This window comes from Pseudomonas sp. TE50-2, from assembly GCF_040813665.1.
Classification (GTDB): domain Bacteria; phylum Pseudomonadota; class Gammaproteobacteria; order Pseudomonadales; family Pseudomonadaceae; genus Aquipseudomonas; species Aquipseudomonas soli.
Genome location: NZ_JBFNXN010000001.1, coordinates 2020656 through 2044308, shown reverse-complemented (window position 1 = coordinate 2044308; position 23653 = coordinate 2020656). Strand labels below are relative to the sequence as shown.

Below are 23653 nucleotides of genomic sequence, written 5' to 3'. Positions count from 1 at the left end.
GTCTTGTCTCAACTGGCGGTCGGCGCGGGGGCGGCGATGGCCCGGCGGCGGTGGAACAGACGCTCCAGGGCCAAGTATATGACCGGGGTGGTGAACAGCGTCAGGGCCTGGCTCACCAGCAGGCCGCCGACCACGGCGATGCCCAGTGGCTGGCGCAGTTCGGCGCCGGCGCCGAAGCCGAACATCAGCGGCAGCGCGCCGAGCAATGCGGCTAGGGTGGTCATGATGATCGGTCGGAAGCGCACCAGGCACGCCTGGTGGATCGCCTGCTCGGGCGTCATGCCGTGGTTGCGCTGGGCTTCGAGGGCGAAGTCGATGAGCAGGATGCCGTTCTTCTTGACGATGCCGATCAGCAACACCACGCCGATCAGGCCCATGATGGTGAAGTCCTGGCCCATGGCCCAGAGCAGGATCAACGCGCCCAGGCCCGCCGAGGGCAGGGTGGAGATGATGGTCAGCGGGTGCACGAAGCTCTCGTAGAGCACGCCGAGGATGATGTACACCGCCACCAGCGCGGCGAGGATCAGGTAGGGCTGGCTCGACAGTGAACTCTGGAAGGCCTGGGCGGCGCCCTGGAAGTTGCCGGCGATGGAGTCGGGCATGCCCAGTTCGCGCTGGGTGCGTTCGAGGATCTGCACCGCATCGCCCAGGGCCACGCCGGGGGCCAGGTTGAACGACAGGTTGGCCGCCGGGAACAGGCCGTCGTGGCTGATCGACAGCGGCCCGGTGCTGGGCGGCGCGACATGGGCCAGGGCCGACAGCGGCACCATCTCGCCGGACAGCGGCGAGCGCAGGTAGAAATAGTTGAGGCTCTCGGCCTTGCCGCGCTGGCGGGCGTCCAGTTCGAGGATCACCTTGTACTGGTTGGTCTCGGTCTGGAATTCGCTGATCTGCCGCTGGCCGAAGGCATCGTACAGCGCCTGGTCGACGTCGGTGGTGGTCAGGCCGAAGCGCGCGGCGGCCTGGCGGTCGATGTCGATGCGGGTGACGCTGGCGCCCAGTTGCAGGTCGTTGGACAGGTCGCGGAACGCCGGATTTTCGCGCAGGCGTTCGGTCAGGCGCTGGGTCCACAGGTTCAGCGCGACGCCGTCGTTGCTCTTGAGCACGTACTGGTACTGGGTGCGCGACGGCCCGGAACTGAGGTTGATATCTTGCCCTGCGCGCAGGTACAGGACGATGCCGGGAACCTGCGCCAGTTTCGCGCGCATGCGGTCGATCCATTCGCTGGCCGACACGTCGCGTTCGCCACGGGGCTTGAGGGAGATCCAGAAGCGCCCGTTGGCGATGGTCTGGTTGCTGCCGGTGACACCGACCGAATGGGAGAAGGCGCGCACCGCCGGGTCGGCTTCGATGATCTTCGCCAGGGCCTGGTGCTTCTCGATCATCGCGGGGTAGGACACATCGGCCGCCGCCTCGCTGGTGCCGAGGATGAAACCGGTGTCCTGTAGCGGGAAGAAGCCCTTGGGGATGGCCACGTAGCCGACCACCGCCAATGCCAGGGTCAGGCCGAACACGCCGAGGGTGACACGCTGGTGCGCCAGGGCCCGGTCCAGGCCCTTCTCGTACCAGCGCACCAGGCGCTGGCCGAAACCGTCATGCTGCGCCTCTGTCGGGCGGCGCATGCACAGCGCGGCGAGGGTCGGTGCCAGGGTCAGCGAGACCACCACCGAAATCAGGATGGTCGCGGTGGCGGTCAGGGCGAATTCCTTGAACAGCCGGCCGACTACGCCGCCCATGAACAGCAGCGGAATGAACGCGGCGATCAGCGAGAAGCTGATCGACACCACGGTGAAGCCGATCTCGCCGGCGCCCTTGAGCGCGGCCGTGCGGCTGTCGTCGCCGGCCTCCAGGTGGCGGTGGATGTTTTCCACCACGACGATGGCATCGTCCACCACGAAGCCCACGGCGATGACGATGGCCACCAGGGTGAGGTTGTTGAGGCTGAAGCCGAACACGTACATCAATGCGCAACTGGCGATCAGCGACACGCCGAGCACGCTGGAAACGATGAAGGTCGCCGACCACTGGCGCAGGAACAGCGCCATCACCCCGATCACCAGGGCCACGGCGATCAGCAGGGTCAGCTCGACCTCGTGCAGCGAAGCGCGGATGGTCTGCGTGCGGTCCTGCAGCACCGATACCTCGACCGCCGCCGGCAGCATTTCCTGCAGGCGGGGCAGGGCGGCCATCACCCGGTCCACGGTGTCGACGATGTTTGCCCCGGGCTGGCGGAAGATCACCAGGTTCAACCCCGGCTGTTCGCCGGACCAGGCCCTGACGTAGGCGTTCTCGGCGCCGTCGATCACCTTGGCGACGTCGGCCAGGTGCACCGGGGCGCCATTGCGGTAGCTGACGATCAGCTTCGCGTAGTCCTCGGGGTGGAACAGCTGGTCGTTGGCGGCGAGGGTCGACACGCTGTGCTCACCGTACAGCGCGCCCTTGGCCAGGTTGAGGCTGGTCTGCTGGATGGCCTGGCGGATGTCGGCCAGGGTCAGGCCGATGGCGGCGAGCTTCTCGGGCTGGGCCTGCACGCGGATGGCCGGGCGCAGTTGCCCGGTGATGTTGATCAGGCCGACGCCGTCGATCTGGCTGAGCTGGCGGGCCAGCAGGGTCTCGGCATAGTCGCTCAGTTGGTTGCCGGGCATCTGCGCCGAGCTGACGGTGAGGATCAGCACCGGGCTGTCGGCGGGGTTGACCTTGCGCCAGGTGGGCGGGCTGGGCAGGTCCTGGGGCAGGCGTGCGGTGGCGGTGTTGATCGCCGCCTGGACCTCCTGGGCGGCGGTGTCGATGTTCTTGTCGAGGGTGAACTGCAGGATCAGGTTGGTCGAACCCAGGGCGCTGCTGCTGGTCATCTGGGTCATGCCGGGGATGGCGCTGAACTGCACCTCCAGGGGCGTGGCGACCGACGAAGCCATGGTTTCCGGGCTGGCGCCGGGCAACTGGGCGGTAACCTGGATGGTCGGGAAGTCGGCCTCGGGCAGCGGCGCCACCGGCAGGCGCGGGAAGGCGATGGCACCGAGCAGTACCAGGGCGAAGGTCAGCAGCAGGGTGGCGATGGGGTGGTCGATGCACCAGGCCGAGACGCCGTTGCGGGTGTTCATGGCTGGCTCCTGCTTTCGGCCATTTGCGCCGGGGCAGGAGTGTCGGGGGTGACTTCCACGGTGCTGCCGGGCTTGAGCCGCGACTGGCCGTCCAGCACCAGGCGATCGCCGGCCTTGACCCCGGCAATGACGTTCAGCGTGCTGTCCTGGTACACCACCTTGACCGGTACGGCGCTGACCTTGTCGCCGTCCAGGCGGTAGACGAAGTGGCCGTCGATGCTGCGCTGCACCACCGGTGGCGGTACCACCAGGGCGTCCTCGTCCACTGCCGTGCGCAGGCGCACGGTGACCAGTTGGCCGGGCCACAGGCGGCCGTCCTTGTTGTCGAACTCGGCCTTGACCCGCACCGTGCCGGTGGTGGCCGAGACCTGGTTGTCGATCAGCATCAAGTGCCCCTTGGCGAGCAGGCTGCGTTCGCCGTCGGCGTCCAGGTAGGTCTCCACTTCGGCGGGCGTGGCCGAGTTGAGCAGGCCCTGCAGGACTGGCAGCTGCTGTTGGGGCAGGGCGAATTCCACGGCGATCGGGTCGATCTGGGTGACGCTGAACAGGCTCTGGGTGTCGCTGGTGCGTACCAGGTTGCCAGGGTCGACGTTGCGAATGCCGACACGACCGCTCACCGGCGAGCGGATCTGCGTGTAGCTGAGCTGCACCGCGGCATTGTCGATGGCCGCCCGGTTGCCCTTGATCGTCGCCTGCAACTGGTTCACCAGCGCCTGCTGCTGGTCGAGGGTCTGCTTCGACACGCCGTCGTCGCTGCTGAGCAACTGGTAGCGCTTGAGGTTGACGTTGCCCACCTGCAACTGCGCCTGGGTCTGGCCGAGCTGGGCGCGGGCCTGGTCGAAGTTGGCGCGGATCGCCCGGTCATCGAGGGTGGCCAGCAGGTCGCCCTGCTTGACCCACTGGCCTTCCTTGACCAGCACCTGGGTCAGCACGCCCTCGACCTGCGGGCGCACCTCGACGCTGTGCAGCGACAGCACCGAGCCGATGGCGCTCAGGTAGCGCGGCACGTCCTGCTGGGCCACGGCGACCACGCGCACCGGTATCGCGCTGGCGGCGCGCTTGACCGGGGCTTCGCGGCGCAATCCCTGCCAGGCGCCGATGGCGACCAGCAGGACAAGGGCCAGGGCGGCGAGTACGAGGGAGCGGGACGGACGTCGCATCGGGGCGGGCACCTTGGCCAAGGGGCTGGGAAATGGATTGGGCTATTGCAGGGTTATAGCGCGCCGACCGGGTCGGCAGCGTGACGCCAGGCTGTCACGGCTGTCAGTTTCGGCGCGTTGATGGCCAAGTGCCAATACCCTGCCATGGATCAATGTTACGCCGGCATTTGCCCCTAGAGTCGTACGCCCTGCCGATTTCCCGTACAACAACGAGTGCCTCCGATGAAGTGCAATATGCCTGTTACCGGTCGCGAAGTGGATTACCCCGGCGACGCCAACATCCTGTCCACCACCGATCTGGACAGCCGCATCACCTATGCCAATGAAGATTTCCTGCGGGTCAGCGGGTTCCCGCGCGAGGAGCTGCTGGGCAATCCCCACCACATTGTCCGCCACCCCGACATGCCGCCCCAGGCCTTCGCCCAGATGTGGCAGGCGCTCAAGGCCGGACGCTCGTGGATGGGGCTGGTGAAGAACCGTTGCAAGAACGGCGACCACTACTGGGTGAGCGCTTTCGTTTCGCCGATCAGCAGCGGCGGGCAGGTGCTGGAGTACCAGTCGGTGCGGACCAAGCCTGGGGTCGAGCAGGTCGCGGCGGCCGAGCGGTGTTATGCAAGGTTGCGCGAAGGCCGGCGTGGCTGGCGCGAGCGCTTGCCGGTGCTGCAGCTGGGCACGCGCTTGTCGCTGGCGGTCGGTGTGGTGCTGGCGCTGGTGATCGGCGCGGGTCAATGGTGGCTGGGGGCACCGCTGCTGGAATCGCTGCTGGAGATGGTGGCGGCGGCGGGCTTGAGCAGCCTGGCGATCCTTGGGCTGCTGCGCCCTTACGAGCGGCTGCGTCGGCAGGCCCAGGCGATCGCCGACAACCCGCTCAGCCAGCACCTGTACACCGGCCGGCGTGACGGCCTGGGGCAGATCGAGTTCGCCATACGCATGCTCAAGGCGCAGCTGGGGGCGGTGGTCGGGCGCATCGGCGACACCTCCTCGCGCCTGGCCGGGCATTCTGGCTCGCTGGTCGAGGCTTTGCACAGCAGTCACGCCAACAGCCTCGAGCAGCAGAGCGAAGCCGACCAGGTGGCCACGGCGATCCACCAGATGAGCGCCAGTGTCGCCCAGGTGGCCAGCAGCGCGCAGATGGCGGCGATGGCGGCCGACCAGGCCGAGGACGAGACCCAGTCAGGCCACCAGTTGGTCGATCGCAACCGCTGCGCGATCCAGGACCTGGCCGGTTCGCTGGTGGAAGCCAGCGAGGTCATCCAGCAACTGGAGAACCACAGCAGCGAGATTTCCGGGGTGCTCGACGTGATCCGTGGCATCGCCGAGCAGACCAACCTGCTGGCGCTCAACGCCGCCATCGAGGCGGCGCGTGCGGGCGACCAGGGGCGGGGGTTCGCGGTGGTCGCCGACGAGGTGCGTGGCCTGGCCCAGCGCACCGCGCAGTCGACCCACGATATCCAGCGCATGATCGGCGCCCTGCAGGACGGCGCCCGCGCGGCGGTGCAGGTGATGCAGCAGAGCAGCGCCCATGCCGGGCACAGCGTCGAGCAGGCGCAACTGGCCAGCGATGCGCTGGACAGCATCAGCGTGCGGGTCAACCAGATCAACGAGATGAGCCTGCAGATCGCCGCGGCGGTGGAGCAGCAGAGCCAGGTCAGCGAGAACATCAACCGCAACATCACCAGCATCCGCCAGGCCAGCGAGGCGACGGTCAGCGTCGGGCAGCGCAGCCACAGCAGCGCCAGTGACGTGGCGGACCTGGCCAAGGACCTAAGGCGTCTGGCGGATGAGTTCTGGCGGCGCTGTCAGTGATTGACTGAGTTCTCTGTGCCGGCCTTATCGCGGGGCAAGCCCGATCCCACACTGTTGGCAACCATGCTTGGAAGGGGCAGGGCGTGGGAGCGGGCTTGCCCCGCGATTGGATCTATCTAGAAACCGATGAACGCATAGTAGACCGGCGCTTCGCCCGTCACCTGTAGGCGATGACCCTGCAGATCGGCCGCAAGCGCCTCGTCCTGCACATGCACCGCCCACGGTCCATCGACCGCCTGTGGCGCCTGCTCCAGCACCGAGGCCAACGCCGCCATGTCCGGCAGCCACGCGGTAAACCCATTGCCCTTCAGTGCACTGGTGGTCATCCCCAGCGCCTGACAGATCGCCACCTTGGCCGCGATATCGTCGCGGTCGGCCTGGCGTGAGGCCTCGATCAGGGCACGCAGCGCCTCATCCACCGGCAGGCTGCCGTGAATCAGTTCCGGCCCTTGCGTCCAGGCCTCGGGCGGGCAGTCCTTGTTTTCCGGACGCAGCGGCAGGTGCGGATTGATCTCTGCCGGGTAGATACGACAGACCAGCGGGCGGCTTTCATAGATGCCGCACAGGTCGTTGTCATCAAGGTTGCGGCAGCGCCCCGGATTGAATGCGGCGAAGGTGACCGACACGTGCAACTGCCCAGCGCCACAGGGCACCGGAAACGAGCGGCGCAGCACATGCTCGCGCTGGTCCGTCGGCATGCCAGGGCCATCAGCGATGAATCCTTCGATCAGCACCACCACCTGGCCGCCGGAAACAGCCCACTGGTGGGCCTCGGCAAGCGTCAGCGGCACATGATGGCCCGTGCAGCATTTGCCGCAGCCGGTGCAGGCGAAGCGAATACTGTCGCTCATCGCTTGCCGGCTTCCCATTCCGTGGTGAAGGCTTGCTGGCGTTGGCGGTCGTAGAGGCACAGCTCGGTACCGGTGCGGTTCTGCATGTGCTTCTGGGGGTAGGTGCCCTCGATCAGCAGCGCGCTGTAACCGACCTGGTCGTCGAACTCGGCGGGCTTGCCCAGGGCGTGGGCATCCTTGAACTGGCTGGCGGCCAGGCAGGCCTTGAGCATGTGCTGGCGTTGGTCGCTCCAGGCCTGGGGCGTCGAGGCGTGAGCGGAAACGGTTAGTAACGAAAGGCTAAGCAGTATCAAACGGAGCATGGGGCATGACCTCAACAAGAGAGGGAATTATGCCTTTCCATTGGCGCAACGCAAATTGCGAATTTTCTTACGTTTTAGCGGAAGGCTGAAACTTTATTAGCAAGCATTGCTCGTCCTGGAAAGAGGATGATTCGTAGCTATACCTGTATGGATTCGAAAGCCAACGGGTAACGGTGAGGTCATGGAATGCGTTTCGAGGGATCATTTGCGCAGTTGAAGGAGCGCCTGGAAATATTGGCGCAGGTTGGAACATGGAAAGAGCTTAACCCGAACCAGTATGAGTTTCGTACCCATAGCGGCGGTGTGATGTCTTGGTATCCGGGCACGGGTGAACTGGGTTTTCAGGGGCAGCCGGAGTCCTCCCTGGAGCTTGAACAGTTGGTAAAAGGGATGCTGTCACAAGACGGTGAAGCCATGCCCGATGCCAGGCCTATCATGGAGAACCTTGCGCACGCTCCTGAATACATGAATATGTCATTCCTGGATGATTCCTATGCGGATTCCGAGTTGGTTCTGGGATTCGTCGGGGCACTGGGAACGGACCTAAAAGTGGTCTGCCAAATTGTCGAAGATCGGCTCAAGGCGTTTCGCTATACCGCCCATTGCATTCGTATATCCACTGATGTCATTACAAAGATCGGCGATGTTCCGCAGACCGAGAATCGCGTTGAGCGTATTGACAGGTATATGCGTGAAGGTAATCGATTAAGGAAAGTGTCGGGGGATAATTCGATATTGGCATTAGGCGCTGCTGTCGCCATCAGCCAATTGAGATACCAGGAAAGCAAGGCGGAGCCGGGCAGAAATGCTTATCTGATAAATTCATTGAAAACGCCGTTTGAGGTGCAGCGATTACGGAAGATTTATGCCGGGGGGTTCTTCTTGATCGGCGTGCATGCGGACCATGAGCGTAGAAGCCGTTATCTTCTCGACGACCTACGATTGACCAAGGAGCAGGCAGCGGATCTGATCTCACGGGATGAAAACGAGAAAGAGCCACACGGGCAGCACACTCGAGACACTTACCATTTGTCTGACTTCTTTGTCAGCTATGACGGAAATTTAGATGCCCTGAAGAATCAGATCTGGCGCATTCTGGATTTGTTGTTCGGCAAGCCGTATGTCACCCCCACTTTCGATGAGTATGCGATGTTCATGGCCTTCTCGGCCTCACTGAGGTCGGCCGACCTGTCGCGGCAGGTCGGTGCTGTATTGACCAAGCACGACTGTATCATCGCAACAGGGGCTAACGATGTACCCAAGGCAGGCGGCGGCCTGTACTGGCCGACCAGGAACGCAGCACATGAAATTGTGGATGAGGAGGATGGGCGGGACTATAAACGAGGTGAGGACTCCAACGCCATGCAAAAAAAGGAAATTGTAGAAAATATCATTCGATCATTACCCGAGCACTGTCGGGATGAAGTAGCACCCTTGATAAGGGACAGTGGAATAAAGGATATTACCGAGTATGGGCGGGTTGTTCATGCAGAAATGGAAGCGTTGCTTTCATCTTCAAGGGTAGGGGTAAGTGCAGTCGATAGTACGTTGTATTGCACCACCTATCCATGCCATAACTGTGCGAAGCACATCATTGCCGCAGGTGTCGATCGTGTGGTTTATGTCGAGCCTTACCCTAAGAGTAAGGCTCAGAAATTTCATTCGGATTCGATTTCCCAGGATCGTTCGCGCAAAGGAGTATTTTTTGACGCCTTCATCGGGGTGGGGCCAAGAAGCTTCTTTGATCTGTTTTCCATGAGTCTGGGCAGCGGCTACGCTGTCATACGTAAAACCGAACATGGGCAAACGGTTGACTGGACTGAAGCAGATGCTAAATTGCGCACCCAGATGCTGCCTTGCTCATACATCGACCATGAAGACGAGGCTGGGTATACTTTGTCAATGTACTTGAAGGGTGATTCCGATGAACGGAAGTAAAGAGGAATTTCTTCGTTATCTCGATGAGTGCCGAGAAAAGGTCGAGCAGTGGCCGACCTGGAAGCGAGGGGCCGTGAAAGCTCCAAACCGCGAGCCAGTCGTGTCCAGGGCGGCCTCCCAAGCTCGCCCTCAGTCGACGAATAGCCGCTGAATCTTCAAGAGCCATGCACGAGTGTCCTGTCTCGGAAATAAGCTGTTCACTTTTGGCGGCGTCTTGGGCGCCCGGCCTGCGTTGCCACTCCTCGCCATAGCCCTGCTATGACTCGTCGCGGCGCCTTGCCCGAACACCCAAGCCACTCGCCAAAAGAGAACGTATTTCCGAGACAGGACACTCGCATGGCTCTTCACTTTCTGGCTTTCAGCGCTCCTCGAACACCACCGCCCGCGCCGCCGTCACCAGGCAGTTGGTCAGCTCCGGCGAGGAGAACTTGGTGAGAATGGCATTGGCCCCGGCCAGCTTGGCCTTGTCACCGCTCATCGCGCTGTCCAGCGAGGTGTGCAGCAGGATGTACAAGTGCTGGAAGTCCGGGGTTTCGCGCAGGGTACGGGTGAAGGCGAAACCGTCCATCTCGGACATCTCGATGTCCGATACGATGATGTTGATCTCCCTTTCGGTGCCTTGCAGCTCAAGCAGCACATTGATCGCATCCTTGGCGCTGCGCGCGGTATGGCACTCGATGCCAAGGTTGCGCAGGGTGTGCACCGACTGCTGCAACGCGACCTGGCTGTCGTCTACCACCAGGATGTTGGCGGCGGCCAGCAGGCTGGCGTCCTCTTCGCTGACTTCCCCCGGGTGCGGTTCGTGGGGCGGCGGGGCGATGCCGTGGATGACCTTCTCGATATCCAGCACCTGCACCAGGGTGTTGTCGACCCGAGTGACGCCGGTAATGAACGAGCGGTTGCCCGAGCCGTAGGGTGGCGGTTTGATGTCGGTGCTCAGGCAATGGACGATACGGCTCACCGCTTGCACGTGCAGGCCCTGACGCGAGCGGCTGATCTCGGTGACGATCAGGCAGCCGCCGTCGGGGTCGGCCAGGGGCATTTCGCCGATGGCGCGGGAGAGGTCGATCACCGACAGCGAGTTGCCGCGCAGGGTGGCGACGCCTTTGACGTGCGGGTGGGACTCCGGCAGCTTGGTCAGCGGCGGGCAGGGGATGATCTCGCTGACCTTGAGCAGGTTGATAGCCATCAGCTTGCCGCTGCGCAGGGTGAACAGCAGCAGGGACAGCGAGTCCGCGCGGGCTTTTTGCGTGGCCATGGACAACCTTCGCTATGGATGAGGGGGAGGATGCCGGGTTATCGGCTTTCTGGCGCCAGGCTTTAGCTTAGTTTGCTATTCGCTCTGTATGAGGCTGCTTCGCCGCCCCATCAGCGCAGCCCCAAGCGCTTGGCCAACCGGCTCAGGTTGGCCCGATCCAGCCCCAGCTCCCGGGCTGCGGCTGCCCAGTTGTCCTGGTGACGATCCAGGCACGCTTCGACGATCTGCCGTTGATAATCATCCACCGCCTCGCGCAGCCCCCCCTCGGGCAGCGGCGCGTCAGCCGACGGTGCCTCGGTTTCTGCCAGTATGCTCGGCGTCACGTTGCGCAGATCGAGGTCAGCCGCTTCCAGGGTGAGGATCTTCGGCCGCCGCCCGTGCTGCCCCAATGCCTTGAGCGCCGAGCGACCGATCAGGTGTTCCAATTCGCGGACGTTGCCCGGCCAGCCGTACGCCAGCAGGGCAGTCTGGGCGTCGGTGGACAGCCGCAGGCTCCCCAGCCCCAGGCGCGCGCGGTTCTGTTCGAGGAAAAAGCCCGCCAGCAACAGCACGTCGCGGCCTCGCTCGCGCAGGGGCGGAACTTGCAGCGGGTAGACGCTCAGCCGGTGGTAGAAGTCGGCGCGGAAGTTGCCATTGCGCACCTCTTCGGCCAGGTCGCGGTTGGTCGCGGCGATCAGGCGCACATCGACCTGATGGTCGCGGTCCGAACCCAGGCGTTGCAACTGCCCGCTCTGCAACACCCGCAGCAACTTGGCCTGCACCGCCAGCGGCAGTTCGCCGACCTCGTCGAGGAACAATGTGCCGCCGTTGGCCAGCTCGAACTTGCCGCGGCGTTCACCATGGGCGCCGGTAAAGGCGCCGCGCACATGACCGAACAGTTCGCTCTCCACCAAGGTGTCGGGCAGGGCGGCGCAGTTGAGGCTGACCATCGGCTTGCCGGCACGCTGGCTGGCATGGTGCAGGGCCTGGGCCACCAGTTCCTTGCCAACGCCGGTCTCGCCGGTGATCAGCACGGTCAGGTCGCTGCCGCCGACCAGGCGGATCTCCTCGACCAGGCGCTTGTGCGCCTTGCTCTGGCCGATCAGTTCGCGGTCCTGGCCGCTGGCCTGGCGATACACCTCGGCGCGCTGGTGTTCATCCTCGGCGCGCAGGGCCAGGTGCTCGATGCGCTCGGCCACGGTCACCGTGGCGGCGGCCAGGCTGGCGAAGGCCTGCAGGGCGTCGAGTTCGAGGCTCTGGAACTGGCCGGCGGTGAGCGCGTCGAGGGTCAGCAGACCCCACGGGCGTTCGTCGACCATCAGCGGGCAACCCATGCAGTCGTGCACCTCGAGATCCACATGGGCGGCGTCGACCAGGCCGTCGTAAGGGTCGGGCAGCGGGCTGTCGCTAGGGAAGCGGGTGGGCTCGGGGCGGCTGAGCAGGGCCTGGAAGCGCGGGTGCTCGCTGACCCGGAAGCGTCGGCCCAGGGTGTCCGCTGACAAGCCATCCACTGCCAGCGGCACCAGCCATTCGCCGTCCAGGCGCAGCAGCGCCGCGGCATCGCACGGCAGCAGACCGCGCATGGCCTGCAGCAGCCGGCGGTAGCGTTCCTGGTCGGGGAGGTCGCGGGACAAGTCGCTCACCAGGGGGAGGAGGGCGGTGAGCAGGGGCTTTGCAGTCATATGGACTCCTGTTGGTCGGAATGACTATACGCCTGAGTGTGTCCTTTTGACATCGATCAATGAAAACCCCCGGTTTTACTGACGATCAAAGTTGGCACGATTGCTGAAATGGTCTACGCAACCATTCGAAGCCACAGGCTCAGGAGTTGTCGTAATGCTCAATGCCGAACAACGTGCAATCATCAAAGCCACCGTGCCCCTGCTGGAAAGTGGTGGCGAGGCCCTGACCACCCACTTCTACAAGATGATGCTCAGCGAGTACCCCGAGGTACGCCCGCTGTTCAACCAGGCCCACCAGGCCAGCGGCGACCAGCCGCGTGCCTTGGCCAACGGCGTGCTGATGTACGCCCGGCATATCGACCAGCTCGAGCAGCTGGGCGGTCTGGTAGGCCAGATCATCAACAAGCACGTCGCCCTGCAGATTCTCCCTGAACACTACCCGATCGTCGGCAGCTGCCTGCTGCGCGCCATCGAGGAAGTGCTGGGCAAGGAGATCGCTACCGCCGAGGTGATCGCCGCCTGGGCGGCGGCCTACGGCCAGCTTGCCGACATCCTCATTGGCGCCGAGGAGAACCTGTACAAGGAGAAGGAAGAGGCTGCCGGCGGCTGGCGCGGCACCCGCGAATTCCGCCTGGTGCGCCGCGAGCAGGAAAGCCGCGAGATCGTCTCGTTCTACTTCGCTCCGGTCGATGGCAAGCCGGTGCTCAAGGCCGAGCCGGGCCAGTACATCGGCCTGAAGCTGGAAATCGATGGCCAGGAGCAGCGTCGCAACTATTCGCTGTCGGCCCTGTGCGACGGTGAGCAGTACCGCATCAGCGTCAAGCGCGAGGCGGGCGGCAAGGCCTCCAACTACCTGCATGATGGCTTGATGGTCGGCGATACCCTGCAACTGTTCCCGCCTTCCGGTGATTTCACCCTGGTCGCCAGCGACAAGCCGCTGGTGCTGATCAGCGGCGGTGTGGGCATCACCCCGACCCTGGCCATGCTTGAGGCGGCCCTCGCGACCGAACGCCCGGTGCACTTCATCCATTGCGCGCGCAACGGCGCGGTGCATGCCTTCCGCGACTGGATCGATGGCCTGGCGGCGCGCCACCCGCAACTCAAGCGCTTCTACTGCTACGCAGAAGAAGATGGCAGCCAGGCTGCCGACGCAGTGGGCCTGCTGGACCAGGACCTGCTGGCCGAATGGCTGCCGCGTGAACGTGATATCGACGCCTACTTCCTCGGACCCAAGGGCTTCATGGCGGCGATCAAGCGTCAGCTCAAGGGTCTGGGTGTGCCGGAAGGGCAGAGCCGCTATGAGTTCTTCGGGCCGGCTGCGGCGCTGGAGTAAGCGATAGGCCTGGCTGGCCCCATCGCCGGCAAGCCGGCTCCCACAGGGTTCAGCGATACCTGTGGAAGCCGGCTTGCCGGCGATGGGGCCGGGACAGGCTACGAGTAATTCATCCCAATCGCTGCGGTTCGGCGTTCTGTCGGGCCGCCAGCACACGGATGCTCCCGGCCGTGGGTAATCGAGAACGAAGCGGACGATGACATTCGACGCTGTCGGCCTGGCAGAGCGCCGAACCGCAGCGATTGGGCCTAACCGATCTTCTATATAAGGAAGAGGTGAACGCGGTTACACCCGCTTTCATCTTTAATCCTCCTTTAATCACTGTATCCTTCACTCCCAGGTGTCGAGGGGCCTGCTCCTGCCCGGCACCTGGGCTGGCGCATTTTTCACGCGCGTCAGTGAACCGAAACCGACCCGCTCGGTCCTAGGCCATCAGTGGATAGCCGCGCACGCCCCCGCTCGATGCATTCAAAGGTCATCTCCAGCGTGTAGACTGGGCGCCCCTCGGGCAGCCCGCGCTGTCACTCTCCATCGAAGGAATCGGCAATGAACGAACTCTCATCGCGCCTGAATCGGGAACGGCGCTTTCTGGTGCTCCTCGGCGTGATCTGCCTGGCGCTGATCGGCGGCGCCCTGTACATGCAGGTGGTGCTGGGCGAGGCACCTTGCCCGCTGTGCATCCTGCAGCGCTATGCCCTGCTGTTCATCGCGATCTTCGCCTTCATCGCCGCCGCCATGCCCGGGCGCCGCAGCCTGACCTTCTTCGAGGCGCTGGTGGTGCTCAGCGCCATCGGTGGCATCGTTGCCGCCGGCAACCATGTGTATATACTCGCCAACCCCATGGTCAGCTGCGGTATCGACACCTTGCAGCCCATCGTCGACGACCTGCCGCTGGCCAAGCTCTGGCCGCTGGCGTTCCAGGTCGATGGGTTCTGCTCCACGCCCTACCCACCGATCCTCGGCCTGTCCCTCGCGCAATGGGCGCTGGTGGCGTTCGTGCTGACGGCGGTGCTGGTGCCCCTGGGCATCTACCGAAACCGTCGCCGCGCTTAGACCAAAGTCCCGAATTGACCTGGGTCTATTGCGCGGCGAGATAAGCTGCAAATGGCCCCCGATGATTGATCCAGGTCAGCCACCAGCCCTTGCGCGGCAAGGGTTTCAGGGCTACTGCGCGGGGTGCGACAAACTGTCGCGAAGTTGATTTTTTGACCAGTATTGTTACGCATTCTGTAAAAGACTGTTGCTCAATAAGTCATAGTCATCGTGGGGCGACCTATCTACAATCGCCCCCAATTTCCGTTCGGCACTGCTTGCGAGTCGCAGGATTGATGGGAGCCGCAGCGCTTTCCATTTGCTGACTTCGACAAGTTTCGCCCAACGGCGATACCGGGCGGACACCCCTCCGCGTTTTCCCGCACCAAATGGACTTGGTCTGAAGTACAGGCCTGTTGCCTACGAAACCATAAGCACCGCCAACCCGCTTGACGCCAAGATCCAGCAGTCGGATCCCTGGCAGGGGCGAGTACGGGCGCCAATTGCCGCACTTGGCAGGACGAAGTGTTGGCTACCAAAACACAAATTGCATTGAAGCAAGCTGATCTAGAGGTCGTGAGATGAGTAAAAAGCGTTACCCCAGACTGTTTGGCATATTGCCCTTTTTAGGCATGCTTTTACTCAGTGGGTGCAACTGGACCCTGCTCGATCCGAAGGGCCAGGTCGGCATTGAGCAGAAGAACCTGATCCTGATCGCCACCGGCCTGATGCTGCTGGTGGTCGTGCCCGTGATCATCATGACCCTGGCGTTCGCCTGGAAGTATCGCGCGTCCAACAAGGCCGCCACCTACACCCCCGACTGGTCGCACTCGACCAAGATCGAGGCCGCGGTGTGGATCATCCCGATCCTGATCATCATCGCCCTGGGTTACTTCACCTACCACTCCACCCACAAGCTGGACCCGTACCGTCCACTGGATTCCGATGTGAAGCCGGTGCAGATCGACGTGGTCGCGCTGGACTGGAAATGGCTGTTCATCTACCCGGAACAGGGCATTGCCACGGTCAACAAGATCGTCTTCCCGGCTAACACCCCGGTCAACTTCCGCGTGACCTCCGACGCCGTGATGAACTCCTTCTTCATCCCGGGCCTGGGTGGCCAGATCTACGCCATGGCTGGCATGACCACCAAACTGCACCTGATCGCCAACGAGAACGGTGAGTTCGACGGTATCTCCGCCAACTACAGCGGCGCCGGCTTCACCGGTATGAAATTCAAGGCTGTTGCCACCTCCCAGGCCGACTTCGATGCATGGGTCGCCGAGGTGAAGGCTTCGCCGAAGAAACTGGACCAGGCCGAATATGACGCCTTGGCCAAAGCAAGCGAAAACAACCCAGTCGCGCTGTACAGCGAGGCTCAGGCTGACCAGTTCCAGCGCATCGTCGACAAGTACGAAGGCATGAACCGCGGTCGTCCGAACCACGAAGAAGCAGGCAGCAAAGACCTGGCCACTACCAAGGGTGTGGAATCGAGTATGCAACCAGCTGCCGGTGCAGAGGAGTAAGAGATGTTCGGTAAATTAACTCTGGAGGCGATACCGTATCACGAGCCGATAGTCATGGTGACGCTTGCCATGATCGCGCTCGGTGGTCTCGCTGTCGTTGGTGCCATCACCTATTTCCGCAAGTGGACCTACTTGTGGACCGAGTGGCTGACCACGGTCGACCACAAGAAAATCGGCGTGATGTACATCATCGTCGCTATGGTCATGCTGCTGCGCGGCTTCGCCGACGCCATCATGATGCGTACCCAGCTGGCCGCCGCCACCGGTGGCTCCGAAGGCTACCTGCCGCCTGAACACTATGACCAGATCTTCACCGCCCACGGTGTGATCATGATCATCTTCATGGCGATGCCGTTCTTCACCGGCCTGATGAACCTTGCGGTTCCTCTGCAGATCGGTGCACGTGACGTTGCCTTCCCGTTCCTGAACTCCCTGAGCTTCTACCTGCTGCTGGCAGGCGTGCTGCTGGTCAACATCTCGCTGGGCGTTGGTGAATTCGCCAAGACCGGCTGGGTTGCCTATCCGCCGCTCGCGGGTATCCAGTACAGCCCTGGGGTGGGTGTCGACTACTACATCTGGGCGCTACAGCTATCAGGTCTGGGTACGACGCTTACCGGCGTGAACTTCCTCGTCACCGTGATGAAGATGCGCGCACCTGGCATGAAGCTGATGGACATGCCGATCTTCACCTGGACCTGCACCTGGGCCAACGTGCTGATCGTCGCTTCCTTCCCGATCCTGACCGCCGCACTCGCACTGCTGACTGTTGACCGTTATCTGGACTTCCACATCTTCACCAACGAGCTTGGTGGGAACCCGATGATGTACGTCAACCTGTTCTGGGCGTGGGGTCACCCTGAGGTCTACATCCTGATCCTGCCGGCCTTCGGCGTGTTCTCGGAAGTCACCTCGACCTTCGCAGGCAAGCGCCTGTTCGGTCACCACTCGATGATCTACGCATCGGGCGCGATCGCCATCCTCGGCTTCGCGGTCTGGCTGCACCACTTCTTCACCATGGGTGCCGGCGCCAGCGTCAACACCTTCTTCGGCCTGGCGACGATGCTGATCTCCATTCCGACCGGTGTGAAGCTGTTCAACTGGCTGTTCACCATCTACCAGGGCCGTCTGCGCTTCACCGCGCCGATCATGTGGACCCTGGGCTTCATGGTCACCTTCTCCATCGGTGGCATGACCGGCGTTCTGCTGGCTGTTCCAGGTGCCGACTTCGTTCTGCACAACAGCCTGTTCGTGATCGCCCACTTCCACAACGTGATCATCGGTGGCGCGGTATTCGGCTACATCGCCGGCTTCGCCTTCTGGTTCCCGAAAGCCTTCGGTTTCACCCTGAACGAGAAGTGGGGCAAGGCTGCCTTCTGGTTCTGGATCTCCGGCTTCTACGTAGCGTTCATGCCGCTGTACGCCCTGGGCTTCATGGGCATGACCCGTCGTCTGAACCACTCCGACAACCCGCTGTGGGAACCCTACCTGTACGTAGCCGTGGTCGGCGCCGTGCTGATCCTGTTCGGTATCGCCTGCCAGCTGATCCAGATCTACGTCTCGGTTCGCGATCGCAAGGACAACATGGACGTCACCGGCGACCCATGGGGCGGCCGTACCCTGGAATGGTCGACTTCGTCGCCACCTCCGTTCTACAACTTCGCCCACATGCCTGAGCACGTTGGCCTGGACGCCTGGCACGAAGCCAAGCAAGCCGGCGCCGCCTACAAGGCTCCGGCCAAGTACGAAGCGATCCACATGCCGAGCAACACCTCCACCGGTCTGTTCATGGGTCTGTTGCTGACCGTGTTCGGCTTCGCCTTCATCTGGCACATCTGGTGGCTGGTGGGTGCGAGCCTGGTTGCGACCATCGCTGTCTTCGTTCGCCACGCCGCGCGTGACGACCAGGGCTACATGGTGCCGGCCGAAGAAGTGGCGCGCATCGAAGGCGAGCGCATGAAAGCGCTGGCCAACGCTGGTGCACTGCCTGCCGGCGGCGCACGTGTCGAATCGTTTGAACGGGTGTAATCAATGTCCAGTCAAGTAATCCACGGTGGCGCGCATGGTCATGACCATGCGCACGATGACCACCACCACGACTCGGGCCAGATGACCGTACTCGGTTTCTGGCTGTACCTGATGACCGACTGCATCCTGTTTGCGTCGCTCTTCGCCACCTACGCGGTGCTGTCCGGCGGTTTCGCCGGCGGCCCGTCGGGTCACGACATCTTCCAGCTCGACTTCGTGCTGGTCGAAACCGCGTTCCTGCTGCTGTCCTCGATCACCTTCGGCTTCGCCATGCTGAAGATGTTCGCCGGCAACAAGGCAGGTGTACTGGGCTGGTTGGCTGTGACCTTCCTGTTCGGTGCAGGCTTCATCGCGATGGAAATCTATGAGTTCCATCACCTGATCGCCGAAGGCTACGGCCCGCAGCGCAGTGGCTTCCTGTCGGCGTTCTTCGCGCTGGTCGGTACCCACGGCCTGCACGTGACTGCCGGTCTGATCTGGATGGCAATCATGATGTACCAGATCAACAAGCACGGCATCACCCCGACCGCCAAGACCCGCATGAGCTGCCTGAGCCTGTTCTGGCACTTCCTCGACGTGGTCTGGATCTGCGTGTTCACCGTCGTCTACCTGCTGGGGGTTCTGTAATGGCTAGCGCACACGACACTCATCACGAAGGCAATCACGGTAGCGTGAAGTCCTACATGATCGGCTTTGTACTGTCGATCATCCTGACCGCGATCCCGTTCGGCCTGGTGATGTACCCAAGCCTGCCGAAGAACCTGACCGTCCTGATCGTGGTGGCCATGGCCGTCATCCAGGTGGTGGTGCACCTCGTGTACTTCCTGCACATGGACCGCTCGAAAGAGCAGCGCTCCAACGTGTCGACGTTCCTGTTCACCGTTCTGGTAATTGCACTGCTGGTCGGCCTGTCGCTGTGGATCATGTTCAGCATCCACTTCGAAATGCTGGCCAAGTGAGGTAAGACTGCATGTCCGTGAAGCACTTTATCCAAATCACCAAACCGGGGATCATTTTCGGTAACGTGCTTTCCGTGGCAGGCGGTTTCTTCCTTGCCGCCAAGGGGCATGTGGATTTCGCCCTGTTCCTGGCGGTGGTGATCGGTACGTCCCTGGTGGTCGCGTCCGGATGCGTGTTCAACAACTGCATCGACCGTGACATCGACCACAAGATGGAGCGCACCAAGAACCGCGTCATGGTCCAGGGCGGCATGTCGCTGCCCCTGGCGCTGATCTACGCCACCCTGCTCGGGGTGGCGGGCTTCAGCTTGCTGTATGTCCAGGCCAACCCGCTGTCGGCGTTCTGCGCCCTGGTTGGCTTCGTGGTCTACGTCGGCTTCTACAGCCTGTGGCTCAAGCGCAAATCGGTGCACGGCACCCTGGTCGGCAGCCTGTCCGGTGCCATGCCTCCGGTGATCGGCTACTGCGCGGTGAGCAACAGCTTCGACCTGGCCGCGTTCACCCTGCTGGTGATGTTCAGCCTGTGGCAGATGCCGCACAGCTTTGCCATCGCCATCTTCCGCTTCAAGGACTACAGCGCCGCCAACATCCCGGTCCTGCCGGTGGCGCGCGGTATCCTCGCGGCGAAGAAGCAGATCGTGCTGTACGTGCTGGCCTTCGTCCTCGCCACCCTGATGCTGACCCTCGGCGGCTACGCCGGCCTGGGTTACCTCGCCGTGGCGGCCGCCATGGGCCTGTACTGGCTGTACATGGCCTGGGGCGGCTACAAGGCCGAGGACGACAGCAAGTGGGCGCGCAAGGTATTCGGCTTCTCCATCCTCACCGTCACCGCCCTGAGCGTGATGATGGGCGTGGACAGCCAGACCGCGGCCGACGTGCTGATGACCTACGCACGCTGAAACACCCCAGCTGCACAAGACGCCCCGGCTTGCCGGGGCGTTTTTTTTTGCCTCGGAAAATTCATTCGAAGGGCAGTTGACAGCGCCATGCCCTTTGCCGGATGTTATGCGCCGCAGGTCAGGACGACCTGCAGGCCAGGGTAGGCCGCGATCCATTCGGATCGATCCACATGACAAGGACTGTTCCATGACCGAATCGAGCTCCGCTCCTTCGGCGTGCGCGGCTTCGCTGCGTCAACGCCATGCCTCTGCCAGCACCGCTACCGCGCTGGCCATCCTCGAATGCCTGTTTCGTCGACGCAGCCTGGCCCCCGGGCAGGATGACGCGCTGGATGATGCCGTGCTCGCCCCGCACCTGCCCAAGGTGCTGCAGGCCGTCGAGCACGGGCTGCCGGTGGAGATGGTCCTCCCGGCCTTCCCCGGCAAGTCGCCCAATCGCCAGAAGACCCTCGGCCCGCTCCCGGACCTGGCAGAGCACCATGCCATCGACGAGCTGAACCGCCTGGCTGAGGAAATCCGCGCATTGCATGCCCCCGGTGCAGTCATTCACATCTGCTCGGACGGCTATGTCTTCGCCGACCTGGTGCGGGTGCCCGATGCCCATGTCCAGGCCTACACCGACGATATCCAGCGCTATGCCGGCCAGCACTATCCCGGCCGTTTCACCTTGTTCGACCTCAAGGATGCCTATCCGCAGCTGGGCTGCCTGGACTCCATGCGCGAAGAGTTGATGATCGAGCATGGCCAGTCGCTGCGCGCCCTGCAGCAGCGCTTCGAGGACGAGGAGCACATGCGGCTGATGTACTGCGGCATCCATCGTTTCCTCGCCGAGGACTACGCCGGGCTGGTGGAGTTCGAAGGCATGAGCATGAACGCGGTGAAGAAGGCCGCCAAGCCCGCCTCCCAAAGGGTGATCCAGCGTAGCGAGGCCTGGAGTGCGTTGCTGCAAGCGCGCTATCCGCATTGCCTGCGCCTGTCGATCCACCCGCAGTTGGCGGTATCGAGCAAGATCGGCATCCGCCTGGTGCCGACCAGCGACCTGTGGCGCACCCCCTGGCATTCGGTGGCGATCAAGCGTCGTGGCGTGGTGACCCTCGACCGGCGCAGCAATGTCGATGAGCGTTACAGCCGGCTGGTATTCCGCCGTGGCCGGCCTTGCCACTACGCCAGCGCGCAGTGAGGGTGGCGCCAATGGACATACGCGCGGTTCTGTTCGACCTCGACGGCACCCTGGTCGATACCCTGCCGGATATTGCCTGGTGCCTGAATCATGTGCTGACCCTGCACGGGCTGCGCACGCTGCAGCCGGATGAGGTGCGCGGCATGATCGGCGGCGGTGTGGCGGCGATGCTCGAACGGGCCGCCGTCAGCCTCGACGCCGAGCAACGCCAACGCCTGCATGACGACTACAGCAGCTGCTATCACGACAACCTGGTCCGGCGTTCCCGAGTGTTCCCCGGTTGTATCGGCCTGATCGAGAGGATTGCCGGCAAAGGGCTGCCCATGGCTGTCGTCACCAACAAGGCCCACACCCTCGCCGAGCGTGTCGTGCAAGGGCTGCTGCCCGCGCAGCGATTTGCCGCGGTGCTCGGTCATCGCCCCGGCGAGCGGCTCAAGCCAGCACCGGACATCGCGCTGCAGGCTGCCGAACGGCTGGGCATCGACCCAGGCCACTGCCTGTTTGTCGGCGATACCCCCGTCGACCTGTTGACCGCCAAGGCCGCCGGCATGCCCGCCGCCGCCGTCGGTTGGGGCTACGGCGAGTGGCAAGCGTTGCTCGAGCAGCGGCCACAGTTCCATTGCCAGCAACCCTTGCAGCTGCTCCGGGCCCTGCGCCCGGAGCAAGTGCGCCACTGTGCAAGCCAATCCGCAACGCCAATCGGTTCGCTGTAGCCGTTCTCAAGGAAGACACGACATGCAAGACAAAGACAGCTGGATGGAAGCCGTCGGCCAGGTGCTGGACGGTTACCTGCTCAAGGCCCAGGACGACCGCTTCGACCAAGCGGGCAGGGCGCACCTGGCCCAAGACCTGGCGCGCTGCTTCGAGAGCGGCGAGCCGCTGCGCATGGTGTTGCCGGGTTTCCCGTGCAAGTCGCCGAATGATCACGACAAGACCTTCGGCGTGCTGCCCGACCATGGCGAGGTGATCGCCATCGAGCGCCTCGACCGCCTCGCCCAGGAGCTCGCCGAGCTCCACGCCCCTGGCTGCGAGATCGCGATCCTCAGCGACGGCACCACCTTCAACGATATCGTCGGCGTGCCGGACGATGTGCGCCGCGCCTACAACCAGGCGCTGCGCACCCTGTGTACCACCCATTGCATCCGTTGGGTGAGCATGGAAGACCTGTTCCCCCAGGCCAGCAGTGCCGAGGCCTTGCGCGCCACTCTGGTCAAGCAGGCCCGTCTGCCGTGGAAGAACGTCGAGGCACTGATCGAGCAGTGCCAGCACGACGAGGCCCTGGGCCGTACCCACGACAAGTTGTGCAGCCACCTCTACAACGACCTGCGCCTGTGCCGCCAGGCCGGGCAGGACGAAGACGAGCACCTGCGCCAGATCAGCTACAAGGCCTACCAGATGATGCTGCGCGGCCAGGCCTTGAATGCGGCGGTCGAGCGGTTTTTCCCCGGGCACGTGCGCCTGTCGGTGCACCAGTACGACAACGCAGGCCCCAAGTTCACCGTGGCCCTGGCCGAGGGGCTCGATCATGTAGCCAGCCCCTGGCATGCAGTGCCGGTGCGCCAGCTTGACGGTCACCAGACCCTGCGCGGCCGCGCGCAGATCGACCCCGCGCGGCATGTGCTGGTGACCTGGCAGGGGCAGCCATGGCTGTTCCATGAAACAGCGGGCGAGGCGCTCGAGGGCTTCAACTTCACATTGCAGAAGCTCCCCCTGTTCGGGTTGCTGGTCAGCGACCCGCTGGGGCTGGGTTTCCAGCGACTGTCCACCGAGACCTTGCAGGCCCTGGTGCGCAGTTTCGGTTTTGTCTGCCTCAGAGGCTGTGAATTCACCGACCAGCAGGCATTCGCCACCGACTGCGAGCGTTTTGGCACCATCTACCGTTGGTCCTTTGGCGAGGTGCATGTGGTCAAGCCGGCCGACCAGCCCCAAGGCGTGGTGCATTCGCTGGAGAAGACACCCTTGCACTGGGACCTCAACATGCTGCCCGACAGCGATCCGCTGGTGCAGCGCGATCCCAAGTTCTGTGCCCACACCTTCATGCTGTATTGCAAGACGCCGCCGCAGCCGGGGGAAGGGCAGACCACGGTCGTCGACAGCCGCAACGCCTTGCGCAAGGTGGGCCTGCGCACCGCCCGCCAGTGGCAGGGCATCGATTTGACCTACTACACGCGCATGACCTATTTCGGCGGTTCGCCGCGCAGCTACTCGCTGGTCGACCTCGATCCGCGCAGCGGCGAGCGGGTACTGCGCTACCAGGAGGGCTGCCAGTCGTCGTTGCAGACCCTCGAACAGAAGGTGCAGGGGCACGACGATGACTTCCAGCAGGCATTGATCAGCCAGCTCGACGAACTGGTCTACGACCCCGAATGCCTGATTGCCCATGAGTGGCAGGCGGGTGACCTGGTGCTGATCGACAACTACCAGACCTTGCACGGGCGCCTGCCGATGAGCGCGGCCTCGGCCGCGCGCGAACTGTGGCGGGTGCAGGTCTACTGAGCCCTTTGACGGCGGTGCTTGCCGGTGTATCGGCAAGCACCGCCTGTTGAGGGGGATTCTGTAATTGCGATTTTTTCAAATGAAGTGGCTGAAAAAATCTAATAAAACAGGAAATTATCCTTTACG

General features: G+C 63.3%; 18 protein-coding genes. 12 read left to right on the top strand and 6 right to left on the bottom strand.

The genetic code is table 11. The annotated features are described in order from the left end of the window. Positions 1 to 8: 8 nt before the first annotated feature. Complete coding sequence (locus AAHK21_RS09295) at positions 9 to 3101, bottom strand: multidrug efflux RND transporter permease subunit (protein ID WP_367857067.1); 3093 nt, start codon at positions 3099 to 3101, stop codon at positions 9 to 11. Further along, positions 3098 to 4261, bottom strand: a complete 1164-nt coding sequence (locus tag AAHK21_RS09290) for an efflux RND transporter periplasmic adaptor subunit (protein ID WP_367857066.1) — start codon at positions 4259 to 4261, stop codon at positions 3098 to 3100. The genes AAHK21_RS09295 and AAHK21_RS09290 overlap by 4 nt, the downstream gene beginning before the upstream one ends. A gap of 222 nt (positions 4262 to 4483) precedes the next feature. Between AAHK21_RS09290 and AAHK21_RS09285 the strand changes: the two genes are divergently transcribed. After that, positions 4484 to 6067, top strand: a complete 1584-nt coding sequence (locus AAHK21_RS09285) for a PAS domain-containing methyl-accepting chemotaxis protein (RefSeq protein WP_367857065.1) — start codon at positions 4484 to 4486, stop codon at positions 6065 to 6067. 116 nt (positions 6068 to 6183) lie between these two features. Here AAHK21_RS09285 and AAHK21_RS09280 read toward each other — a convergent pair whose 3' ends face one another. Together AAHK21_RS09280 and AAHK21_RS09275 are read right to left on the bottom strand one after the other, a co-directional pair. Continuing rightward, positions 6184 to 6918 (bottom strand): YkgJ family cysteine cluster protein, encoded by a 735-nt coding sequence (locus tag AAHK21_RS09280; protein WP_367857064.1) that lies wholly within the window; start codon positions 6916 to 6918, stop codon positions 6184 to 6186. After that, positions 6915 to 7220, bottom strand: a complete 306-nt coding sequence (locus AAHK21_RS09275; protein ID WP_367857063.1) for a hypothetical protein — start codon at positions 7218 to 7220, stop codon at positions 6915 to 6917. The genes AAHK21_RS09280 and AAHK21_RS09275 overlap by 4 nt, the downstream gene beginning before the upstream one ends. A gap of 186 nt (positions 7221 to 7406) precedes the next feature. On the opposite strand from AAHK21_RS09275, the gene AAHK21_RS09270 reads away from it, so the two are divergent. Beyond that, positions 7407 to 9158, top strand: coding sequence for an anti-phage dCTP deaminase (locus AAHK21_RS09270; protein ID WP_367857062.1), 1752 nt, complete (start codon positions 7407 to 7409; stop codon positions 9156 to 9158). 358 nt (positions 9159 to 9516) lie between these two features. On the opposite strand, the gene AAHK21_RS09265 is transcribed toward AAHK21_RS09270, so the two are convergent. Both AAHK21_RS09265 and norR read right to left on the bottom strand, forming a co-directional pair. Then, positions 9517 to 10416 carry a chemotaxis protein gene (locus AAHK21_RS09265; protein WP_367857061.1) on the bottom strand — a complete coding sequence of 300 codons (900 nt, stop codon included), beginning with the start codon at positions 10414 to 10416 and terminating at the stop codon, positions 9517 to 9519. A 110-nt stretch (positions 10417 to 10526) separates the two neighbouring features. Continuing rightward, entirely contained in the window at positions 10527 to 12077 is a 1551-nt protein-coding gene (norR, locus tag AAHK21_RS09260; protein WP_367857060.1) for a nitric oxide reductase transcriptional regulator NorR, read from the bottom strand. Positions 12078 to 12231: 154 nt separating this feature from the next. On the opposite strand from norR, the gene hmpA reads away from it, so the two are divergent. From hmpA to AAHK21_RS09210, 10 genes are all read left to right on the top strand, one after another. After that, entirely contained in the window at positions 12232 to 13410 is a 1179-nt protein-coding gene (gene hmpA, locus AAHK21_RS09255; RefSeq protein WP_367857059.1) for an NO-inducible flavohemoprotein, read from the top strand. Positions 13411 to 13956: 546 nt separating this feature from the next. After that, on the top strand, positions 13957 to 14463 hold the full coding sequence (locus tag AAHK21_RS09250) for a disulfide bond formation protein B (RefSeq protein ID WP_023629873.1): 507 nt from the start codon (positions 13957 to 13959) through the stop codon (positions 14461 to 14463). 560 nt (positions 14464 to 15023) lie between these two features. Beyond that, positions 15024 to 15968, top strand: a complete 945-nt coding sequence (cyoA, locus tag AAHK21_RS09245; protein WP_038707394.1) for a ubiquinol oxidase subunit II — start codon at positions 15024 to 15026, stop codon at positions 15966 to 15968. A 3-nt stretch (positions 15969 to 15971) separates the two neighbouring features. Beyond that, the gene (gene cyoB / locus AAHK21_RS09240; RefSeq protein ID WP_102682485.1) at positions 15972 to 17993 is read left to right on the top strand and encodes a cytochrome o ubiquinol oxidase subunit I; all 2022 of its coding nucleotides are present in this window, start codon (positions 15972 to 15974) and stop codon (positions 17991 to 17993) included. Positions 17994 to 17996: 3 nt separating this feature from the next. Further along, positions 17997 to 18620 carry a cytochrome o ubiquinol oxidase subunit III gene (locus tag AAHK21_RS09235; protein WP_023629875.1) on the top strand — a complete coding sequence of 208 codons (624 nt, stop codon included), beginning with the start codon at positions 17997 to 17999 and terminating at the stop codon, positions 18618 to 18620. After that, positions 18620 to 18952 (top strand): cytochrome o ubiquinol oxidase subunit IV, encoded by a 333-nt coding sequence (gene cyoD, locus AAHK21_RS09230; RefSeq protein ID WP_023629876.1) that lies wholly within the window; start codon positions 18620 to 18622, stop codon positions 18950 to 18952. Before AAHK21_RS09235 ends, cyoD begins: the two co-directional genes overlap by 1 nt. Positions 18953 to 18963: 11 nt before the next feature. Beyond that, the gene (gene cyoE, locus AAHK21_RS09225; RefSeq protein WP_023629877.1) at positions 18964 to 19851 is read left to right on the top strand and encodes a heme o synthase; all 888 of its coding nucleotides are present in this window, start codon (positions 18964 to 18966) and stop codon (positions 19849 to 19851) included. A 187-nt stretch (positions 19852 to 20038) separates the two neighbouring features. Then, a complete protein-coding gene (locus AAHK21_RS09220; RefSeq protein ID WP_102682484.1) occupies positions 20039 to 21031 on the top strand; it encodes an isocyanide synthase family protein in 993 nt (330 codons plus the stop codon). Positions 21032 to 21042: 11 nt separating this feature from the next. Further along, positions 21043 to 21744, top strand: coding sequence for an HAD family hydrolase (locus AAHK21_RS09215; RefSeq protein ID WP_367857058.1), 702 nt, complete (start codon positions 21043 to 21045; stop codon positions 21742 to 21744). Between the two features lie 22 nt (positions 21745 to 21766). Continuing rightward, positions 21767 to 23527, top strand: a complete 1761-nt coding sequence (locus AAHK21_RS09210; protein WP_367857057.1) for an L-tyrosine/L-tryptophan isonitrile synthase family protein — start codon at positions 21767 to 21769, stop codon at positions 23525 to 23527. The last annotated feature ends 126 nt before the right edge of the window (positions 23528 to 23653 follow it).